We start from the raw sequence: 16,914 nt of genomic DNA, 5'->3' as shown, positions 1-16,914 counted from the left end.
GAGAATTTTTCTCGCAACCCATGTTTCAGAAAAAAACCAGCCTGTCAGTTTACGGATTCGTGCAAGCGGCGCTGCACTTCCGCGTCCGGCAGCGGCTCCTGTGGCATAACGAAAACCTGTCCCGGCCAGATCAGGTCTGGATTGCGAATCTGATCGCGATTGGCAAGATAGATCGTCGTGTAGCGCGTGCCCTTGCCATAGGTGCGCTTGGAAATGGTCCAGAGATTGTCGCCGCGGCGGATAATGACCGAGCCCTCGACCTTTTGCAGTGCGGCAGGAGACGCAGGATCCTGTACCTCTTCGGCCTGTCCGCTTACCCCCGACGCTATTGCCGAGATATTCTCGCCTGCCACGCGCCGGAAGGGCACGCGCGCCGTTGCGATCACCCGACCGCTAGCGTCCAGCAGATCAGCGCGGATGATGTAATCGCCCACGGCCAGCAGCTTCTGGCTTTGCACCAGAAAGCGGCCTTCGGGTGAAACCGTGCTGGAGCCAAGCAGGATTTCATTGGCCTTCACGGTCACGCTATTGCCGTCGCCCTTCGCGCCTTTGGCGCTGCCCGCCACAAAGACTGATTGGCCTTCAATCTCGACAGCTTCAATGGCAATGGGAATATCGGCAACAGATGAAGCCTGCGGCTCGGGCTTTGCCTGTTCAGCCGCGCCGGGCGTCAATGGCGTTTGCGCGCCGGTTGCAGGCGCTGGTGCCGGTTGCGTTTCGCCTTCCGGTCTTGTGATGAGGCGGCTCGCCTGTCCAGGTTCTTCCACCAGGGCAAGTACCTGACCGCCGGAATTTTCCGGCACGGATACGATCGCTGTCTGCGAGGAGGTGGCAACATTTGCCCCCGCGCCGCTGGCGCGCAGCACAAGCTGGTGATCGCCCGGCTTCAGGGCGCGATCGAGAACAACGGCGAAATCTCCGTTTTCACCGGCCGTGGTCGTGCCCAGCACTTTGGAACCGGCGACCACATCGACATCGGCATTGGGGGCCGCACGCCCGGCAATCACGACCGAGCCGTCCGGCTCGACGCGCAGAATATCGAAGGCGGGAACTGTTGCCGTGCCAGTTGCCGTGTCGATTGCTGTGTCAGGCGCCTCGTTTGCAGCCTGCGCCTGCGCATCGGCATTTTGCGGCTCCGCCTCGGCCTGCACGGGCTGCTGAGATGCGAGAGGTTCCTGTGGTTCGGCAGGCTTTTCCTCTACGGGTTGCTGGGGCGTGGCCACAGATGCTGCGTCCGGCTTCGGCGTTTCAGCCGGCGGCATCAGCGAAGACCAATATAGCGCCCCGCCGCCCAGAACGAGGACGAGCAGAAAGCCGAGCAACCCATAGCTGTACTTTTGCATTTCGCTTCGAAATCCACATCAGATTATTATATTATCGGCTTTATCTGTTTTTTCTTCAACCGACAAGAAATCTGCTGGAAAGTTATTCTTCTACGCAGCTTACAGGCTTTTCCTGTTCTGGATCTTCGATCAGGTTATAAAGATCGGCGGTTTCGCCTTTGGTCCACCAGATGTAAATTCCGCCCGCATATCGCGCACCCGAACCCGAAATCACATTGGCCGCAACAATCGTCTGGTCTTCCATTTCCAGTTCCACCAGCGAAATATCGCCTGCATTGTGATAGGTCGCGGCGATATTCTGCTCGCCGCATTGATAGAGAACTGAATTGACGGTCACCTCCACATCGTCCGGCAGTGCAATGGTGATTTCTCCCGCCGCAGCCGTCGAAGTGGCCAATGAAAGCCCCAGCAGCAAAATCCATTTTTTCATGAGACGTTCCACTCCCTATCAAATTCCTGCTTCTCCAGATATACGGCCCAGCCGGAATGTCCACCCGCAAACCATGCTTTTGCGGCTTCTGGATGCTTGACGCTTGCGCGCTAAAGGCTCAAAAAAACAACATGTCCCAGATTCGATCCATTTGTGTTTACTGCGGCTCTTCAACGGGCCTGAACCCCATTTATCGTGAAGCTGGCGTGGCGCTTGGTCGCTCCATTGCCGAACACGGCGTGCGCCTTGTCTACGGCGGCGGTACGCGTGGCATCATGGGCGCGGTCGCGCAAGGCGTGATGGAGGCCGGAGGCGAAGTCACCGGCATCATCCCGACCTTCCTGCTCGACAAGGAAGCCAGCCTCGAAAAGGCCGAACAGCTGACCGAGCTGATTGTGGTTGACGACATGCACGAGCGCAAGCATCTGATGTTCGAGAAGTCGGATGCATTCGTCACGCTGCCCGGCGGCATCGGCACGGTGGAAGAAATCGTGGAAATGATGACCTGGGCACAGCTCGGCAAGCATCGAAAGCCGATGGTCTTCGCCAATATCAACAATTTCTGGCAGCCTATGCTGTCCCTGCTCGACCATATGCGCGCGGAAGGCTTCCTTCACACCGCGCATCAGGTTCAGCCGCTGGTAATCGACAAGGCGGAAGACATCGTCCCCGCCATTCTCGCCGCCAATGGCAGGGCGCATGAAGGCGACCAGGCGATTATCGAGAAGATGTGAGGTTGGCAGGTAAAAGGGCTACTTCTTTACCAACGTCACCACCGCTTCGACATGCGGAGACCAGAGGAACTGGTCAATCGGCGTGACGCGCGTGATGCGGTAGCCGCCCTTCACCAGAATGGAAAGGTCGCGGGCAAGCGTCACCGGATTGCACGAAATCGCGACAACCTTCTCGACCTTGGATTTGGCGAGCTCCAATGCCTGCTCCTCAGCACCGGCACGCGGCGGGTCGAACACGACCGCGTTGTAAGGTGTCAGCTCGCGCGGCAGCAACGGACGGCGAAACAGGTCGCGCCGTTCGACCGAGACCGGCTTCAGGCCCTGCACATGCCGAATGCCGCGATCAAGCGCGGCAAGAGCCGGTGCATCGTTTTCAATCGCATGAACAGCGCTCTTTTCCGCAATGCGCAGCGCGAAAGTGCCGACGCCGCAGAAAAGATCGGCCACGCGCTTGGCTTTGCCCGTGTGAGCGAGCACCAGCGCAACCATCGCCTCTTCGGCGTCGGCGGTCGCCTGCAGGAAGCAGCCGGGCGGAACTGGAACCGGAACCTTGCCGAAATGGATCAGCGGCTTTTTCGGCTCAACGATGATTTCGCCCTCATGTGAGAGGCGTGCAAAACCCTTCTTGATGACCAGCGCCGTCAGGGCGCGGCGCTGCTCGTCGGTGAGCTTGCCGCAATCACTCGCTGCAAGGTCGAGGCCGGATTCCGTCAGCGTGGCGGCCAGTTTGAACGGTTTGGAACCGGGCGCGAGCAGGGCACCCACATCCCGCAGATCGTCCAGCCGCGAGATGATCTCCGGCACCGTGACGGGGCATTCGACGATATCGATGATTTCATGGCTCAAATGCCGGTTGAAGCCGAGCAGCATGCCGCGCTCGGTCTTGCGGACGGCAAATACGGCACGGCGGCGCGAGCGCGGCGCGCAGGCCAGCAGCGGGTCCACCTCCACATCGAGGCCCCTGCCCTTGAGCGCCGAGACCACCAGTTCACGCTTCCACAGACGATAGGGCTCGTCCTGCCAATGTTGCAGGGCGCAGCCGCCGCAGGCTTCGAAATGCTCGCAAGCGGCGGCCTGCCGCTCGGGCGAGGACTCCAGCAGCGCCATCAGCGTCGCACGGTTTTTCTCGCGCGCCACATTGGCCCGTTCACCGGGCAGCGTGAAAGGCACATAAATCTGGCCGTCCGGGAGATTGGCGACGCCATCGCCGCCCGCACCTATCGAGCGGATTGTTGTTTGCACCATCTTTGGCGTCGTCATTTGTTCTTCTTTCCTGCCAGGAGATATTCGCGGTTGCCGTCACCGCCTTCGATGGGCGACGGACACAGACCCAAAGCGCACCAGCCAGGCTGCGTCTCAAGCCATGATTTCAGTTCTTCTGCAATGCGTTCGCCCTGCGCGGGATCACGCAGAATGCCGCCTTTGCCGATGGCCTCACGTCCGGCCTCGAATTGCGGCTTTACGAGAAGCGCGCAGATAGCACCTTTTTGCGCGAAGGCCAATGCCGGGGGCAGCGCGAGCTTCAGCGAGATGAAGCTGACATCCGACACCACGCAATCGACATCACGCCCATCAAGGTGGACAAACTCCAGCGCGCGGGCATTGACGCCTTCCCTGTTGGTCACGCGATTGTCGCTGCGCAGGCTTTCATGCAACTGGTCGTGACCGACGTCGATGGCGAGTACATGCTTTGCGCCGCGCTCCAGCAGCACCTGTGTGAAGCCGCCCGTTGACGCGCCAATATCGAGCGCCGTGCGGCCCTCAACGTCAAGATTGAAATGATCGAGCGCTGCAATAAGCTTCAGCGCGGCCCGCGATACATAAGCGCTCGCCGGGTCATCCACGGCAAGCGCGCAATCACGCGCCACCGTCTGCCCCGGCTTGGTGACAGCCTTGCCATCCACCTTGACCGTGCCGCGCTGGATCGCATCGCGGGCGCGGGAGCGCGTCGCAAACAGGCCGCGCTCCACCAGCAACTGGTCAAGGCGCGGGCTTTTATCGGCGGACTGGCCGTTCATGAAATCAGGCGCGGAACGGCGCCGCGATTTCCTCGCGTCCGAGAGCGGCAAAAACCGTATGCACAATACCGGCACGATCCAGGCCGGCGCCGGCATACATGGCGTCGGGCTTGCCGTGATCCTGATAGGTATCAGGCAAGGTCAGCGCGCGCACTTTCAGGCCGCGATCCAGAAGACCGTCAGAGCTGAGGAATTGCAGCACATGCGAAGCGAAGCCGCCGACTGCGCCCTCCTCGATGGTGACGAGCACTTCATGCTCGCGCGCCAGACGGCGGATCAGATCGTGATCGAGCGGCTTGGCGAAGCGGGCGTCCGCAACCGTGGTGGAAAGACCGGCAGCGCCCAATTCTTCCGCTGCGGCAAGACATTCCTGCAATCGGGTGCCAAACGACAGCAGCGCAACCTTTGTGCCTTCGCGCACGATGCGGCCCTTGCCGATTTCAAGCAGCGATCCGCGCTCCGGCAGATCGACGCCTACCCCGTCTCCGCGCGGATAGCGAAACGAGATCGGGCCTTCGTCATATTCGGCAGCAGTGCGCACCATATGGCGCAGCTCCGCCTCGTCGGAAGCGGCCATAACCACAAAGCCCGGCAGGGCTGCGAGAAAGCCCGTATCAAACGAACCAGCATGGGTCGGGCCATCGGCGCCCACCAGACCGGCGCGGTCGATGGGGAAGCGCACGGGCAGATTCTGGATCGACACATCATGCACGACCTGATCGTAACCGCGCTGCAAAAAGGTCGAGTAGATGGCGCAGAACGGCTTGAACCCCTCGCTGGCAAGGCCGGCGGCAAAGGTGACGGCGTGCTGCTCGGCAATGCCCACATCGAACGTACGCTTCGGGAACACTTCACCGAAAAGATCAAGCCCGGTGCCTGTGGGCATGGCGGCGGTGACGGCGACGATCTTGTCGTCGTGGCGTGCTTCCTCGATCAGGCTGGTGCCGAATATCTTGGTGTAACTCGGTGCATTCGCAGGCGGTTTGGCCTGCTTGCCGGTGATGACGTCGAACTTGTTGACGCCGTGGTATTTGTCCGCAGCAGCTTCGGCGGGAGCATAGCCCTTGCCCTTCTGCGTCACGACATGGATCAGCACCGGGCCTTTCTGCGTATCGCGAACATTTTTGAGCACTGGCAGAAGATGGTCGAGATTGTGCCCGTCGATAGGGCCGACATAATAAAAGCCCAGCTCTTCGAACAGCGTGCCGCCAGTGAAGAAAGCGCGGGCATATTCTTCCGACTTGCGAGCCTTGTCCTGAAGGAATTTCGGCAGTTTCTGCGCCACCTGCTTGGCGGCTTCGCGCACACTGCGATAAGTGCGGCCAGAAACGAGGCGCGCCAGATAGGCGCTCATCGCGCCGGTTGGCGGCGCTATGGACATATCATTGTCGTTGAGGATCACGATCAGCCGCGCATCCAGCGCTCCGGCATTGTTCATCGCCTCATAGGCCATGCCCGCCGACATGGAACCATCGCCGATGACGGCGATCACATTGCGTTTTTCGCCGGAAAGGTCGCTGGCCACCGCCATGCCGAGACCGGCGGAAATGGACGTGGAAGAGTGCGCCGCGCCAAACGGGTCATATTCGCTTTCCGCGCGCTTGGTGAAGCCCGAAAGCCCCCCTTCCTGCCGAAGCGTGCGGATGCGGTCGCGGCGGCCGGTCAGAATCTTGTGCGGATAGGCCTGATGGCCGACATCCCAGATGATGCGGTCATGCGGCGTATCGAAGACGTGATGCAACGCAACCGTCAGTTCAACCACACCAAGCCCCGCGCCCAGATGCCCGCCGGTGGTCGATACGGCATCCACCAGTTCGGCGCGCAATTCCTGAGTCAGCTGCGGCAGGTCCGATTCCGGCAATGCGCGCAGGCGATCCGGGGTCGGCGCCTTGTCGAGCAGTGGAGTTGAGGGGCGGGACATCGCAATAGCCTATCTGTTTTATTGGGACTGAAACCAAATGCGGTATGAAAGGCCCTATAACAATCTGGGGGCCGAGATCAAGCCTAACGCATGCCTCGCAAAAGCGGGGACCGATTTTGCGGAAACGGCACACGGAAGCCAATGTGCTTTCGCTGGAATAGAAGTCTATTCCGGCAAAGGTATGAAATCGTTCTCGTCGCCGGGCACAATATCGAAGCGGCCCGTGCGCCATTCTTCCTTGGCCTGTTCTATACGCTCCCGGGATGATGAGACAAAGTTCCACCAGATATAGCGTTTCGAGCCAAGTGCTGCGCCGCCAAAAAGCATGATATGCGCGCCTTCAGGGCCAGCCTGCACTACAATATCGTCACCGGGGCGGAAAGCCAGAAGGCGGTCCGGCGGAAACACCTCGCCAGCAATGCCGACATTGCCACTCAGCGTATAGATCGCACGTTCTTCCGTGGTGGGCGGAATGTGAAAACGTCCGTTCGGATTGATGCGAATATCCGCGTAGAGCGTTTCGGCGTGCTGGACGACCGGCGACGACACGCCGTACATCGAACCGATGATCAGGCGACCGGAAAAATCGCGGTCCTCCATCAGGGGCAGATCAGGCGCATTGGTGTGAAAGAATTCCGGATTGATTTCCTCAAGCGGTTCGGGAAGCGCCAGCCAGGTCTGCACGCCGGAGATCGATAACGGACCATTGCGCTCCTCTTCCGGCGAACGCTCGGAATGCACGATACCGCGACCAGCCGTCATCAGGTTCACGTCGCCGGGCCTGATGACCATTTCCGTGCCGAGGCTGTCGCGATGACGGATGTGCCCATCAAAGAGATAGGTCACGGTCGAAAGACCGATATGCGGATGCGGGCGTACATCCAACGCCTCACCGTCGCGCAGTATCGCCGGTCCCATGCGGTCGAAGAAGATGAACGGCCCAACCAGACGGCGGCGCACGGTCGGCAGGGCGCGGCGCACTTCCAGCCCGCCAATATCGCTGGTGCGCGGAATGACCAAAGTTTCAATGGCATCCACGGTCGTCTTGTCACCAAGAATGGGATCGGGGCATGGAAAGAAACTCATCGGATACTCCGCCTTGGGGACACACCGCCTTCAAATGAAAGCGCACCGGCGGGCAACCCGCCGGTGCAACCCTTATGCGCTAATATGATGCCCGGTCAGCGGTTCTGCAACAGCTTGGACAATTCACTGGCATCGGGCACCTTGCCGCTTGCCGTGAGCTTGTCCACCAGTCCGGGCAAAACCTGCGAAAGCTGGTTGAGCAACTCCTGCTGGTCGATACCGGCATGCTGGGCGATTTCGCTGAGCGACTTCTGGCCGATGGCGTCGCCAAGCTGGCCCGGCTCGATGGGCGTATTGTTACCCTGTCCGACCCAGGAATCGACCTTGTCGCCGTGGCCGGCCTGCGTCAGTTGTTCCAGAAGACCACCAAGGCCGCCGCTGAGCGGACCGGGCGCCGGCGCGGCTGATGCATTGCCCGCTGCGGCTCCGCCGAGAAGGCCACCGAGACCGCCAAGAACACTTCCCAGAAGACCACCTCCAGCCGACTGATCGGGCACGGGCTGCGTCTGCGTCTCGGCAGGCTCATCGCTGTGGCCCTTCAACATTTTTCCGACCAGCAATGCGCCGAGCGCAATCATGATCGGCTTGGCAAGGCTGCCGCCGGGGATCGGCGAGTTACCCGAGTTATCGTCAAAGCTTCCCATAGCGCGATACTCCCTGTTGTTCGCTGGGTCTTTCCTCATGCAATAAGTCAAAGTTAAATAGATTTCCGGTTTTGACAAGCATTATACCTTGCCAAATCGAAACTATTGTGAAAATTTTCTAATCGCCTGATGCAAAATTTTATTTGCGCGATAGGAGATATTAGATGTCTGTTATAAGCTGGATTATCCTTGGCCTTATTGCTGGCTTCATCGGCAGCAAGATCGTCAATAAAAGCGGCCAGGGCATGTTCATCGATATTGCACTCGGCATTGTGGGCGCCATTATCGGTGGCGTCATTTTCACTTTCTTCGGTGCAAGCGGTGTGACTGGGCTGAATATCTATAGCCTGATCGTCGCCATAATCGGTTCGATTGTCGTGTTGTGGCTTTACCACGCCATTACCGGAAAACGTTCCATTGGCTGATAAAATATATACAGGATAAAGCTCCGGTTCGCGCCGGAGCTTTTTCGTGGCCGGCAGAAAGCGGCGTTATTTCAATGGGGTTTATCGCACCTTATATTGCAGCCTATGGCGCGATGGCGCTTTTCGTCATAGTCTATTTCGAATCCTTCGGCGCGCCGCTTCCTGGCGAAAGCGCGCTTATCGCAAGCTCGTTTCTGGCGCTGCATGGCACATTGCATATCGAAGCGGTTCTGCTGGCGGTGTTCATCGGCGCGGTACTTGGCGACTGCACCGGCTATCTGATCGGGCGCTACGGCGGGCGCAGGCTGATCCTGCGCTATGGTCATCTGGTCAAGCTGACGCCGGCACGGCTGGACCATTTCGAAAAACTTTTCGACAGAAAGGGCATTTATGTCGTCGCCACAGCGCGCTTTGTCGTGCTTCTGCGCCAACTCAACGGCATCATCGCGGGTTCGATGAAAATGAACCCGCTCCATTTTCTTGGCGCAAATCTTGTAGGCGCTGCCGGATGGACACTCGTCTGGGGCCTTGGCCCCTATATGCTGAGCGGCGTGCTTGCGCCTTATGCTGCCCACCTCAAATCATTGCTGTTATGAATTACTCCGCGTCGAGCGGCTCGGTACCGGCCGGCTGGCCGTCGCGACCGATGCGGATTTTTTCGACCTTGTCTTCCGCCGACTTCAAAAGAGCGTCACAATGCTTTTTCAGCGCTTCGCCGCGCTCATAGATACGGATGGATTCTTCCAGAGCCACGTCGCCGCGTTCCAGATCATCGACGATCTTCTCAAGCTGCTTCAGCGCTTCCTCGAAGCTCATGACTGCAATGTCGGCGTTGGACGGTTCACTTACCATAATTTATCCTTTCAACAGCCGCGTAATATGCGCAGACGCGGACTGCGACAAGCCCTCAAGATCATATCCACCCTCAAGCACACTCACCAAACGGTGATCGCAGAACCGTTCCGCCCGTTCCATAAGCTTGCCCGTCGCCCAATCGAAATCCGCCTCGTCGAGATTAAGCTCGGCGAGCGGGTCGCGGTGGTGAGCGTCGAAGCCAGCCGAAATAAGGATCAAATCTGGCCGGAAGTTGTCCAAAGCGGGCAATACACGACTAATAAACGCCTCGCGGAACTCACGGCTTCCGGTATTGGGGGAAAGCGGCGCGTTGACGATGTTGCCGACGCCGGTTTCATCCCTTGCTCCCGTGCCCGGATAAAGCGGAAACTGGTGCGTCGAGCAGAAAAGAACGCTCTCATCGCGCTCAAAAATATCCTGCGTGCCGTTTCCATGATGCACGTCCCAGTCCACGATCGCCACACGCTCGACACCGTGTTTTTGCTGTGCGTGACGCGCGGCAATGGCGATAGTGTTAAACAGGCAAAAGCCCATCGCCACGTTGCGTTCTGCATGATGGCCGGGTGGGCGGGCGGCGATGAACACATTGTGGGCATCACCTGAAAACACATCGTCCACTGCGGCGGTCGCAGCGCCGATGGCGGTCAGCGCCGCATCCCAGCTTTTCGGGCTTAGATAAGTATCGCCGTCAAACTTGACGATGGGCTGGGGCGCCTCCTCATCGTCCACAGGGTCCGGCAAACGGGCACGCACTGCTTGCAGATGCTCTTCCGGATGGGCGAGCAGGATGGCGGATTCATCAGCGCGGGGTGCTTCCACGCGGTCGAGCCGGTAGAAATCCGGCCCTTCCAGCTCGCTCATCAGTGCGCGGATGCGATCGGGCCGCTCGGGATGCCCCGGCGGCACGAGATGTTCGAGGTAGATCGGATGCCAGTAAAGCCGTGTCGTCATGCCGTCTCTATAGCACCTTCGCGCCAGAACCGTCAGATAATCTCGGTGCGGGCAATGCCGATACCGAAGCCCTCAAGCCCGACATAATGGCGCTCACGCGAGGCAAGCAGCACGATGGACGAAATGCCCAGATCCTTCAGGATCTGGGCGCCAAGTCCGATCTGGCGCCACTCTTCCTCGCGCGCGACAGCTTCCGCATGAGCCTCATGATCGGGCTGGATCGCATCGCGGCTGCGCGTGTCGTGGTGATCGGCGCGCACGCCGACCGAGCCTTCACGCAAATAGACCAGAACACCGCGACCTTCCTTGCCCATGCGCTCCATGATGGCATCGAGATTGCTGCCGCCTTTTCCGAACACATCGTTGAGCACATCTTCACGATGCAGGCGCACCGGCACGTTCTCGCCGTCGCGAATATCGCCGAAGACAACCGCCACGTGCTGCATCGGCTCCCATGGCAACTCATAGGTATAGGCATGGGCCGGACCGGCGCAGGTCTTGACCGGCGCATCGCCGACGCGTCTGACCAGCGTTTCCTTGCGCTGACGATAGGCAATGAGATCGGCAACCGTGACACGGTGCAGCTTGTGCGTTTCTGCAAAGGCCTTTACGTCCGGACCGCGCATGACCGAGCCGTTATCATTGACCAGTTCACAGATCACGCCGATGGGCGGCAGGTTGGCAAGCTTGCAAAGGTCGACTGCGGCTTCCGTATGGCCGGAACGCATCAGCACGCCGCCCTCGCGCGCCACCAGCGGGAAAATATGACCGGGGCGGACGAAATCCGCAGCACCTGCGTTCGGATTGGCAAGATTGCGCACCGTCAGCGTGCGGTCTTCCGCCGAGATGCCGGTGGTGGTGCCGTGGCGATAATCGACGGTGACTGTAAAGGCTGTCGTATGCGCGGATTCGTTTTCGGCGACCATCGGGGCGAGGTTGAGGCGCTTTGCTTCCTCGCGCGTCATGGGCGTGCAGACGATGCCCGAAGTATGGCGTACGATGAAGGCCATCTTTTCCGGCGTACAATGGACGGCTGCGACGATCAGGTCGCCCTCGTTTTCGCGCCCGTCATCATCCATGACCACGACGATTTCGCCACGCTCGAAAGCACGCAGCGCATCGACAACCTGTTTCTGATTATAGCTCATCTATTCCTAGCCTCTTCCAGTCTGGCCACGGTGCCGCAAATAATGATCTGCGATTGCGCAAGCAACCATCGCCTCACCAATCGGCACGGCACGGATGCCCACGCAAGGATCATGACGGCCCTTGGTCATCACATCGACTTCCTTGCCGTCCTTGTCGATGGAACGGCGTGGGGTCAGGATCGACGATGTGGGCTTGACCGCGAAGCGCGCCACGACCGGCGCGCCTGTCGCAATGCCACCCAGCACCCCGCCCGCATGGTTCGACAGGAAGAAGGGTTTGCCGTCATTACCCATACGCATTTCATCGGCGTTTTCCTCGCCGGTGAGGCGCGCAGCTTCAAATCCGTTGCCGATTTCCACGCCCTTCACAGCGTTGATCGACATAAGATAGCTGGCAATATCCTGATCCAGCTTGCCATAAATCGGAGCGCCGATGCCCGCCGGCACACCTTCCGCCACAATCTCGATGATCGCGCCAACGGACGAGCCGTTCTTGCGGATGCCGTCGAGATAGCCGGCAAAGAGTTCCACCGAACCGGCATCGGGCGTGAAAAATGGATTGTTGTCCACTTCATCCCAGTTCCAGCGGCTGCGGTCGATGTCATGGATTCCCATGCCCACCAGCGCGCCGCGCACTTCCAGCCCGGGAACCACCTTGCGCGCAATGGCGCCTGCGGCCACGCGCGCCGCCGTTTCGCGCGCGGAAGAGCGCCCGCCGCCGCGATAGTCGCGGATGCCGTATTTGATGTCATAGGCGTAATCGGCATGGCCGGGGCGGTATTGCCGGGCGATGTCGCCATAATCCTTGGAGCGCTGGTCGGTGTTCTCGATCATCATCGAGATGGGCGTGCCGGTGGTGGTCATGGTCACGCCGTCATCACCGAGAAGCACGCCCGAAAGCACGCGCACCTGATCGGGCTCGCGGCGCTGGGTAGTATATTTCGACTGGCCGGGCTTGCGCTTGTCGAGATAGGCCTGAATTTCGGCTTCAGTGAAGGTGATACCCGGCGGACAGCCATCCACCACGCAACCAAGCGCCAGACCATGGCTTTCACCCCAGGTGGTTACGCGGAACAAGTGACCGAAACTATTATGAGACATTGCCAGACCCGATTACGGATGCGCCTTTTCAGGCAGGATAATGGCTGGTTTTATTGGGCTTTTCGGCCATGGTCAAATCAAGGCTTGCGGGTTCACGGAATTTCCTTCGGATGACCCGGTTCCCGTATTCTTTTTGACACATTCCACCCGCTAAATAACCTTACAATCGCGTTGCCGCAAATGCTCGGCAACAGTCAAACATGTCGAATCAGGAAGAAGGAAGACAGCCATGCATTATCTGGTGGGACTGCTCTTCATCATTGCTTCGCTTTTCTCGACCGTCGCCATGGCGGGCGATGCCGAAGGCAAGATTACCGGCATCAACCCGGATGAGGAAACAATCACGCTTGACGACGGCAGCGTCTATAAATTGCCGGGCGAATTCGATTATTCGGCCATCGACAAGGGCATGAAGGTTCTTATTCTCTATGATGTGGCCGACAATACCCGCTTTGTCACCGATATTCAGGAAGCCCCGTAATACAGGCTCAACTTACCGAAAGAACTTTGCCCGTATCATATTGGCGGACGAAATCGACACGGCTTCCGTTCCAGTGATAGCTGTAATGCCGCCCCTGAATAGGAATCGTTATAACATCCGGCCAGAATATGCCGATGCACAAGCGGCCCCGCATACGCACGCTGGGCCATAAAAGCCCATCGCTGCCCGCGGCGCGCAATTCGCGACCCGCAATCTGCGAGGCCGTATAATCATCGGGATCGAGCACACCGGACATGGCGCGCACATCGTGCAAGTCCCGGTCGATGCTTCCGACCAGCACGCGAAAATCCGAGGTCCAGCCCGGTTCTTCCTGCGTGGCGCGCATGAATTTTGCGTGATGATGGATGGTTTCGGCCAAGGCCACCTCTTCGCGGTCGCCCGCATAATAGATGCCGTAACTGCCATCGGAAAAACGACCCGGCCTGAGCGGCGAACAATGCACAAAAGGCGCCATCACATAGCTCGCGCCCTGCCCCGACACCCGCCTGTGGGCTGGCACCTTGCCAAGATCGCCGATTTCAAAACGAATGCGCGGGTTGGTCTTTTCCTCGATCGCTGCGAGCGCTTCCCAGTCGCGCGGATCGGCAATATCCTCGAACAGGTCGATCGGCGGATGAATGGAACGGATGATGCGATAAGTCTGCGGCCAGCGCACGCCGCGCCGGAGGGCGCTCACCACGCGCCCCGCTCCGCATTGAGCCAGTCACGCATGACGGCAAGATCGGCAATTTCGCCGCGCAGCATCAGATCGAGCGCCGACAGGCCGCCAAAGGCCGCATTGGGTTTTCTTATCCAGGCATAGCCGCGCGCCGCATCGCGAAACAGGTAGCGCAGCCCCTTGTGGATGCCCATCAGATGGGCCATGCGCATACGCAGATCGCGGTCGGTGCGGCCGATCTCGCCTTCTTTCCAGCGTGCCCAGGTTCGCGGCGACATGCCGCCCAGCAATGTGCAGGCTTCCGCATCGGACAATTTCCATGCCCTGAACAGATTGACGGTAGTCCGCGCCAGTGCGCCCGCTTCTTCATCGCTGATCGCGGTCCGCTCACCTGCTGGCGTGGCAATAATGGGCTGAAGCTCCATCCTGCACCTCGCTTTCTGGCAAGATAATATCATCTTTATGCCAAATGGCAAATAATGACGCGAAAGGGAGGTTAAAACGTTTTACGCATTATCCTGACGCAAAACCGTTTCACACTTTTGCTGGAAATGCTCTAAATCCACTCAAGCCTGCCATTTGCGAATTTGAGAATCTTGTCCTGCGGGATGGAGAGATTGGCGGCATCGTGGCCGTCCATATCGCCATAAAGATAGAACAGCGTGCGCATACAGCCGCCATGGGTCACGCAGACAGTGGGCCATTCGACCGCTTCCACCCAGCGACCGATGCGGTGCGAAAGCGCCATATAGCTTTCGGCGGAAGCGCCCGGCGGCACGAAATTCCACTTGTCGTGGGCGCGCGCCTTGACCAGCACCTCGCCTTCTCGCGCGATGTCTTCGAGCATGAAGCCCTGCCAGTCACCGAAATTGAGTTCCATCAATTGCGGATCGGTGCGGAAATCATAAGGGTCCAGTCCCATGCGCAAACGGATGCGCTCCATGGTTTCGCGGGTTCGGCGCAGCGGGCTTGCGACAAAGTCGAAGCCCGCACCTTCACCGATCAGCGATTTGAGCAGATCGCCATTGCGATCCGCCTGCGTGCGACCATGGGCGTTGATGTCGATATCAAGCTGCCCCTGAATACGCTGCGAAACATTCCAGTCCGTCTCGCCGTGACGCGAGAAGTAGATGATTTCCCGTGCCACAATCTTTCCTCAGTCCTTGACGACCGAAATATCCGGCGCGTCCACCGCTTTCATGCCGATGACATGATAGCCGCTATCGGCATGGTGGACTTCGCCCGTGACCGAGCGCGACAGGTCGGAAAGCATGTAAAGGCCGACATCACCCACCTCATCGATGGTGACGGTGCGGCGCAGCGGCGCATTATATTCGTTCCACTTGAGAATATAGCGGAAATCGCCAATGCCAGACGCTGCGAGCGTCTTGATCGGGCCTGCGGAAATCGCGTTGACACGGATATTCTGCGGTCCCAGATCGACGGCGAGATATTTGACACTGGCTTCGAGAGCCGCCTTGGCGACGCCCATGACATTGTAGTTCGGCATGACCTTCTCGGCACCGTAATAGGTCAGGGTCAGGATCGAGCCGCCGCCATCCATCAGCTTTTCGGCGCGCCGGGCAACCGCCGTCAGCGAATAGACCGAGATCAGCATCGTATTGGAGAAGTTTTCCGCCGACGTATCGACATAGCGTCCGGTCAGTTCATCCTTGTCGGAGAAGCCGATCGCATGAACGAGGAAGTCGAGCTTGCCCCATTTCTGCTCAAGCGCCGCAAAAACGGCATCCATGCTTGCGTCATCGGTGACATCGCAATGTCCGGCAACGAAGGCGCCCAGCTCTTCAGCCAGCGGCTCGACGCGCTTCTTCATTGCTTCACCCTGATAGGTGAATGCGAGTTCGGCACCGGCTTCATGTGCGGCTTTGGCAATACCCCAGGCGATGGAACGGTTATTGGCTACGCCCAGAATCAATCCGCGCTTGCCCTGCAACAAACCTGACTTTGCGGTCATTAAGGGTCCTCATTGAAAATAATCAGCTTGTTGCCCTATCGCACAGGCTTGCATTCCCTTCAAGCAATAGGCGACAAAAAGCGGGGGTATTGTCACTTTCCTGACGCAACAGGGCAATTGCGGCCAACCATAAAGGGCTCAGCCACCAGTGCGGTTGCGCAGGAATTCCTCCAGTTCCGTATCGCCGCCTTCGGGGAGCATGATGCGGATATGCACATAGAGATCGGCACGGCCACCGGCTTTCAGCGGCAGGCCCTTCTCTTTGAGACGCAGAATGCGGTCGGAACTCGACCAGGCCGGAACCTTGATGGCGATGCGGCCATCGAGCGTTTCCACCTCCTGCTTGCCGCCGAGCACCGCATCGGCAAGCTCGACCGGCAGATCGACATGCACATCGCGTCCCTCAAGGCGGAAACGGGCGCTGGGCTTGAAACGGATCGTCACCAGCGCATCGCCGGGAGTTCCGCCGACAAGATGCTCGCCCTGCCCCTTGAGACGAATCGTCTGACCGTCCTCGACATATTTGGGCAACTTGATCTTGAGATGCTTGCCATTCGGGAAAATAGCCTCGACCTTTTCCGCGCCCACCGCCTGCGAAAGGCTGATGGTGATGGAAGCAGCCAGATCGGCCCCCTTGGCTGGCCCGCGCTGGCGCGCACCGGCGCGCGCGCCGCCGAAAGCGCCGCCAAAAAGATCGTTGAGAATATCTTCCGCGCCGCCAAAGCCGCCCTGATGGCCGCCGCCGGGGCCGGTGCGGAACTCAAAATGGCTATTGGCGCCGCCCTGCCGAAAACCTGCAAACGGGTCGCCGTGAGCACCGCCCCCCGGGAAGCCCTGAAACAGCGGCTTGCCCTCGGCATCGATCTCGCCACGGTCGAATTGCGCGCGGCGGTCCTTGTCACCGATGATCTCATAGGCCTGGTTAAGCTCGGAAAAGCGCTCCTGCGCTTTCGCATCGTCCTTGTTCTGGTCCGGATGATGCTTCTTGGCCAGCTTGCGGAAAGCCGATTTTATTTCTTCTGGCTTCGCCGTTTTGGCGACGCCCAGCACGCTATAGGGATCGCGCATATAATCCTCATTCAGGAAATTTGACTGTACTATCAGCCGTAAGACTCGTTGACCC

At 59.2% G+C, this 16,914-nt stretch carries 20 protein-coding genes; 4 read left to right on the top strand and 16 right to left on the bottom strand.

All coding sequences use genetic code 11. The features are described 5' to 3' along the window. Nucleotides 1–44: 44 nt before the first annotated feature. Complete coding sequence (locus KUG47_RS03365) at nt 45–1,343, bottom strand: Ig-like domain-containing protein (protein WP_217676513.1); 1,299 nt, start codon at nt 1,341–1,343, stop codon at nt 45–47. An 82-nt stretch (nt 1,344–1,425) separates the two neighbouring features. Next, a complete protein-coding gene (locus KUG47_RS03360) occupies nt 1,426–1,773 on the bottom strand; it encodes an MliC family protein (protein WP_217676512.1) in 348 nt (115 codons plus the stop codon). A 131-nt stretch (nt 1,774–1,904) separates the two neighbouring features. Between KUG47_RS03360 and KUG47_RS03355 the strand changes: the two genes are divergently transcribed. After that, a complete protein-coding gene (locus KUG47_RS03355; RefSeq protein ID WP_185917602.1) occupies nt 1,905–2,507 on the top strand; it encodes an LOG family protein in 603 nt (200 codons plus the stop codon). Between the two features lie 18 nt (nt 2,508–2,525). Here KUG47_RS03355 and KUG47_RS03350 read toward each other — a convergent pair whose 3' ends face one another. From KUG47_RS03350 to KUG47_RS03330, 5 genes are all read right to left on the bottom strand, one after another. Beyond that, entirely contained in the window at nt 2,526–3,767 is a 1,242-nt protein-coding gene (locus KUG47_RS03350; protein WP_217676511.1) for a class I SAM-dependent RNA methyltransferase, read from the bottom strand. Next, nucleotides 3,764–4,525 carry a TlyA family RNA methyltransferase gene (locus KUG47_RS03345; RefSeq protein ID WP_217676510.1) on the bottom strand — a complete coding sequence of 254 codons (762 nt, stop codon included), beginning with the start codon at nt 4,523–4,525 and terminating at the stop codon, nt 3,764–3,766. Before KUG47_RS03345 ends, KUG47_RS03350 begins: the two co-directional genes overlap by 4 nt. Before the next feature lie 4 nt (nt 4,526–4,529). Beyond that, entirely contained in the window at nt 4,530–6,446 is a 1,917-nt protein-coding gene (gene dxs, locus KUG47_RS03340) for a 1-deoxy-D-xylulose-5-phosphate synthase (RefSeq protein WP_217676509.1), read from the bottom strand. Nucleotides 6,447–6,611: 165 nt separating this feature from the next. Continuing rightward, on the bottom strand, nt 6,612–7,532 hold the full coding sequence (locus KUG47_RS03335) for a pirin family protein (protein ID WP_185917598.1): 921 nt from the start codon (nt 7,530–7,532) through the stop codon (nt 6,612–6,614). A 95-nt stretch (nt 7,533–7,627) separates the two neighbouring features. Beyond that, nucleotides 7,628–8,176, bottom strand: coding sequence for a YidB family protein (locus KUG47_RS03330; RefSeq protein WP_185917597.1), 549 nt, complete (start codon nt 8,174–8,176; stop codon nt 7,628–7,630). 164 nt (nt 8,177–8,340) lie between these two features. On the opposite strand from KUG47_RS03330, the gene KUG47_RS03325 reads away from it, so the two are divergent. Both KUG47_RS03325 and KUG47_RS03320 read left to right on the top strand, forming a co-directional pair. Then, nucleotides 8,341–8,601 (top strand): GlsB/YeaQ/YmgE family stress response membrane protein, encoded by a 261-nt coding sequence (locus KUG47_RS03325; RefSeq protein ID WP_217676508.1) that lies wholly within the window; start codon nt 8,341–8,343, stop codon nt 8,599–8,601. A 74-nt stretch (nt 8,602–8,675) separates the two neighbouring features. After that, nucleotides 8,676–9,197 carry a DedA family protein gene (locus KUG47_RS03320; RefSeq protein WP_217676507.1) on the top strand — a complete coding sequence of 174 codons (522 nt, stop codon included), beginning with the start codon at nt 8,676–8,678 and terminating at the stop codon, nt 9,195–9,197. 1 nt (nt 9,198) lies between these two features. On the opposite strand, the gene KUG47_RS03315 is transcribed toward KUG47_RS03320, so the two are convergent. The 4 genes from KUG47_RS03315 to aroC are packed head-to-tail and all read right to left on the bottom strand — an operon-like array spanning nt 9,199 to nt 12,656. Continuing rightward, nucleotides 9,199–9,453: an exodeoxyribonuclease VII small subunit gene (locus KUG47_RS03315; protein WP_217676506.1), complete on the bottom strand. Its 255-nt coding sequence runs from the start codon at nt 9,451–9,453 to the stop codon at nt 9,199–9,201. A 3-nt stretch (nt 9,454–9,456) separates the two neighbouring features. Then, complete coding sequence (locus tag KUG47_RS03310; protein WP_185917594.1) at nt 9,457–10,407, bottom strand: histone deacetylase family protein; 951 nt, start codon at nt 10,405–10,407, stop codon at nt 9,457–9,459. A 32-nt stretch (nt 10,408–10,439) separates the two neighbouring features. Beyond that, nucleotides 10,440–11,555 carry a 3,4-dihydroxy-2-butanone-4-phosphate synthase gene (gene ribB / locus KUG47_RS03305; RefSeq protein WP_217676505.1) on the bottom strand — a complete coding sequence of 372 codons (1,116 nt, stop codon included), beginning with the start codon at nt 11,553–11,555 and terminating at the stop codon, nt 10,440–10,442. Between the two features lie 6 nt (nt 11,556–11,561). Beyond that, complete coding sequence (aroC, locus tag KUG47_RS03300; RefSeq protein WP_185917592.1) at nt 11,562–12,656, bottom strand: chorismate synthase; 1,095 nt, start codon at nt 12,654–12,656, stop codon at nt 11,562–11,564. A gap of 229 nt (nt 12,657–12,885) precedes the next feature. On the opposite strand from aroC, the gene KUG47_RS03295 reads away from it, so the two are divergent. Further along, nucleotides 12,886–13,137, top strand: a complete 252-nt coding sequence (locus KUG47_RS03295; RefSeq protein WP_217676504.1) for a DUF1344 domain-containing protein — start codon at nt 12,886–12,888, stop codon at nt 13,135–13,137. Between the two features lie 7 nt (nt 13,138–13,144). Here KUG47_RS03295 and KUG47_RS03290 read toward each other — a convergent pair whose 3' ends face one another. The 5 genes from KUG47_RS03290 to KUG47_RS03270 form a co-directional block, all read right to left on the bottom strand. After that, nucleotides 13,145–13,861: an RES family NAD+ phosphorylase gene (locus KUG47_RS03290; RefSeq protein ID WP_254799308.1), complete on the bottom strand. Its 717-nt coding sequence runs from the start codon at nt 13,859–13,861 to the stop codon at nt 13,145–13,147. Further along, complete coding sequence (locus tag KUG47_RS03285; RefSeq protein ID WP_217676502.1) at nt 13,831–14,241, bottom strand: MbcA/ParS/Xre antitoxin family protein; 411 nt, start codon at nt 14,239–14,241, stop codon at nt 13,831–13,833. The genes KUG47_RS03290 and KUG47_RS03285 overlap by 31 nt, the downstream gene beginning before the upstream one ends. A 131-nt stretch (nt 14,242–14,372) precedes the next feature. Next, nucleotides 14,373–14,963, bottom strand: coding sequence for a histidine phosphatase family protein (locus KUG47_RS03280; protein ID WP_217676501.1), 591 nt, complete (start codon nt 14,961–14,963; stop codon nt 14,373–14,375). A 9-nt stretch (nt 14,964–14,972) separates the two neighbouring features. Beyond that, nucleotides 14,973–15,791 (bottom strand): enoyl-ACP reductase FabI, encoded by an 819-nt coding sequence (fabI, locus tag KUG47_RS03275; RefSeq protein ID WP_217676500.1) that lies wholly within the window; start codon nt 15,789–15,791, stop codon nt 14,973–14,975. A gap of 138 nt (nt 15,792–15,929) precedes the next feature. After that, entirely contained in the window at nt 15,930–16,859 is a 930-nt protein-coding gene (locus KUG47_RS03270) for a DnaJ C-terminal domain-containing protein (RefSeq protein WP_217676499.1), read from the bottom strand. Between the last annotated feature and the right edge of the window lie 55 nt (nt 16,860–16,914).

Source organism: Falsochrobactrum tianjinense (assembly GCF_019100495.1).
GTDB classification, from domain to species: domain Bacteria; phylum Pseudomonadota; class Alphaproteobacteria; order Rhizobiales; family Rhizobiaceae; genus Brucella; species Brucella tianjinense.
The sequence above is the reverse complement of the archived record's forward strand: the minus strand, read 5'-3'. Positions and strand labels throughout refer to the sequence as shown.

Coding starts and splice junctions, on each gene's coding strand:
- KUG47_RS03365 (WP_217676513.1), bottom strand. CDS start 1,343: ATGCAAAAGTACAGCTATGGGTTGCTCGGCTTTCTGCTCGTCCTCGTT.
- KUG47_RS03360 (WP_217676512.1), bottom strand. CDS start 1,773: ATGAAAAAATGGATTTTGCTGCTGGGGCTTTCATTGGCCACTTCGACG.
- KUG47_RS03355 (WP_185917602.1), top strand. CDS start 1,905: ATGTCCCAGATTCGATCCATTTGTGTTTACTGCGGCTCTTCAACGGGC.
- KUG47_RS03350 (WP_217676511.1), bottom strand. CDS start 3,767: ATGACGACGCCAAAGATGGTGCAAACAACAATCCGCTCGATAGGTGCG.
- KUG47_RS03345 (WP_217676510.1), bottom strand. CDS start 4,525: ATGAACGGCCAGTCCGCCGATAAAAGCCCGCGCCTTGACCAGTTGCTG.
- dxs (WP_217676509.1), bottom strand. CDS start 6,446: ATGTCCCGCCCCTCAACTCCACTGCTCGACAAGGCGCCGACCCCGGAT.
- KUG47_RS03335 (WP_185917598.1), bottom strand. CDS start 7,532: ATGAGTTTCTTTCCATGCCCCGATCCCATTCTTGGTGACAAGACGACC.
- KUG47_RS03330 (WP_185917597.1), bottom strand. CDS start 8,176: ATGGGAAGCTTTGACGATAACTCGGGTAACTCGCCGATCCCCGGCGGC.
- KUG47_RS03325 (WP_217676508.1), top strand. CDS start 8,341: ATGTCTGTTATAAGCTGGATTATCCTTGGCCTTATTGCTGGCTTCATC.
- KUG47_RS03320 (WP_217676507.1), top strand. CDS start 8,676: ATGGGGTTTATCGCACCTTATATTGCAGCCTATGGCGCGATGGCGCTT.
- KUG47_RS03315 (WP_217676506.1), bottom strand. CDS start 9,453: ATGGTAAGTGAACCGTCCAACGCCGACATTGCAGTCATGAGCTTCGAG.
- KUG47_RS03310 (WP_185917594.1), bottom strand. CDS start 10,407: ATGACGACACGGCTTTACTGGCATCCGATCTACCTCGAACATCTCGTG.
- ribB (WP_217676505.1), bottom strand. CDS start 11,555: ATGAGCTATAATCAGAAACAGGTTGTCGATGCGCTGCGTGCTTTCGAG.
- aroC (WP_185917592.1), bottom strand. CDS start 12,656: ATGTCTCATAATAGTTTCGGTCACTTGTTCCGCGTAACCACCTGGGGT.
- KUG47_RS03295 (WP_217676504.1), top strand. CDS start 12,886: ATGCATTATCTGGTGGGACTGCTCTTCATCATTGCTTCGCTTTTCTCG.
- KUG47_RS03285 (WP_217676502.1), bottom strand. CDS start 14,241: ATGGAGCTTCAGCCCATTATTGCCACGCCAGCAGGTGAGCGGACCGCG.
- fabI (WP_217676500.1), bottom strand. CDS start 15,791: ATGACCGCAAAGTCAGGTTTGTTGCAGGGCAAGCGCGGATTGATTCTG.
- KUG47_RS03270 (WP_217676499.1), bottom strand. CDS start 16,859: ATGCGCGATCCCTATAGCGTGCTGGGCGTCGCCAAAACGGCGAAGCCA.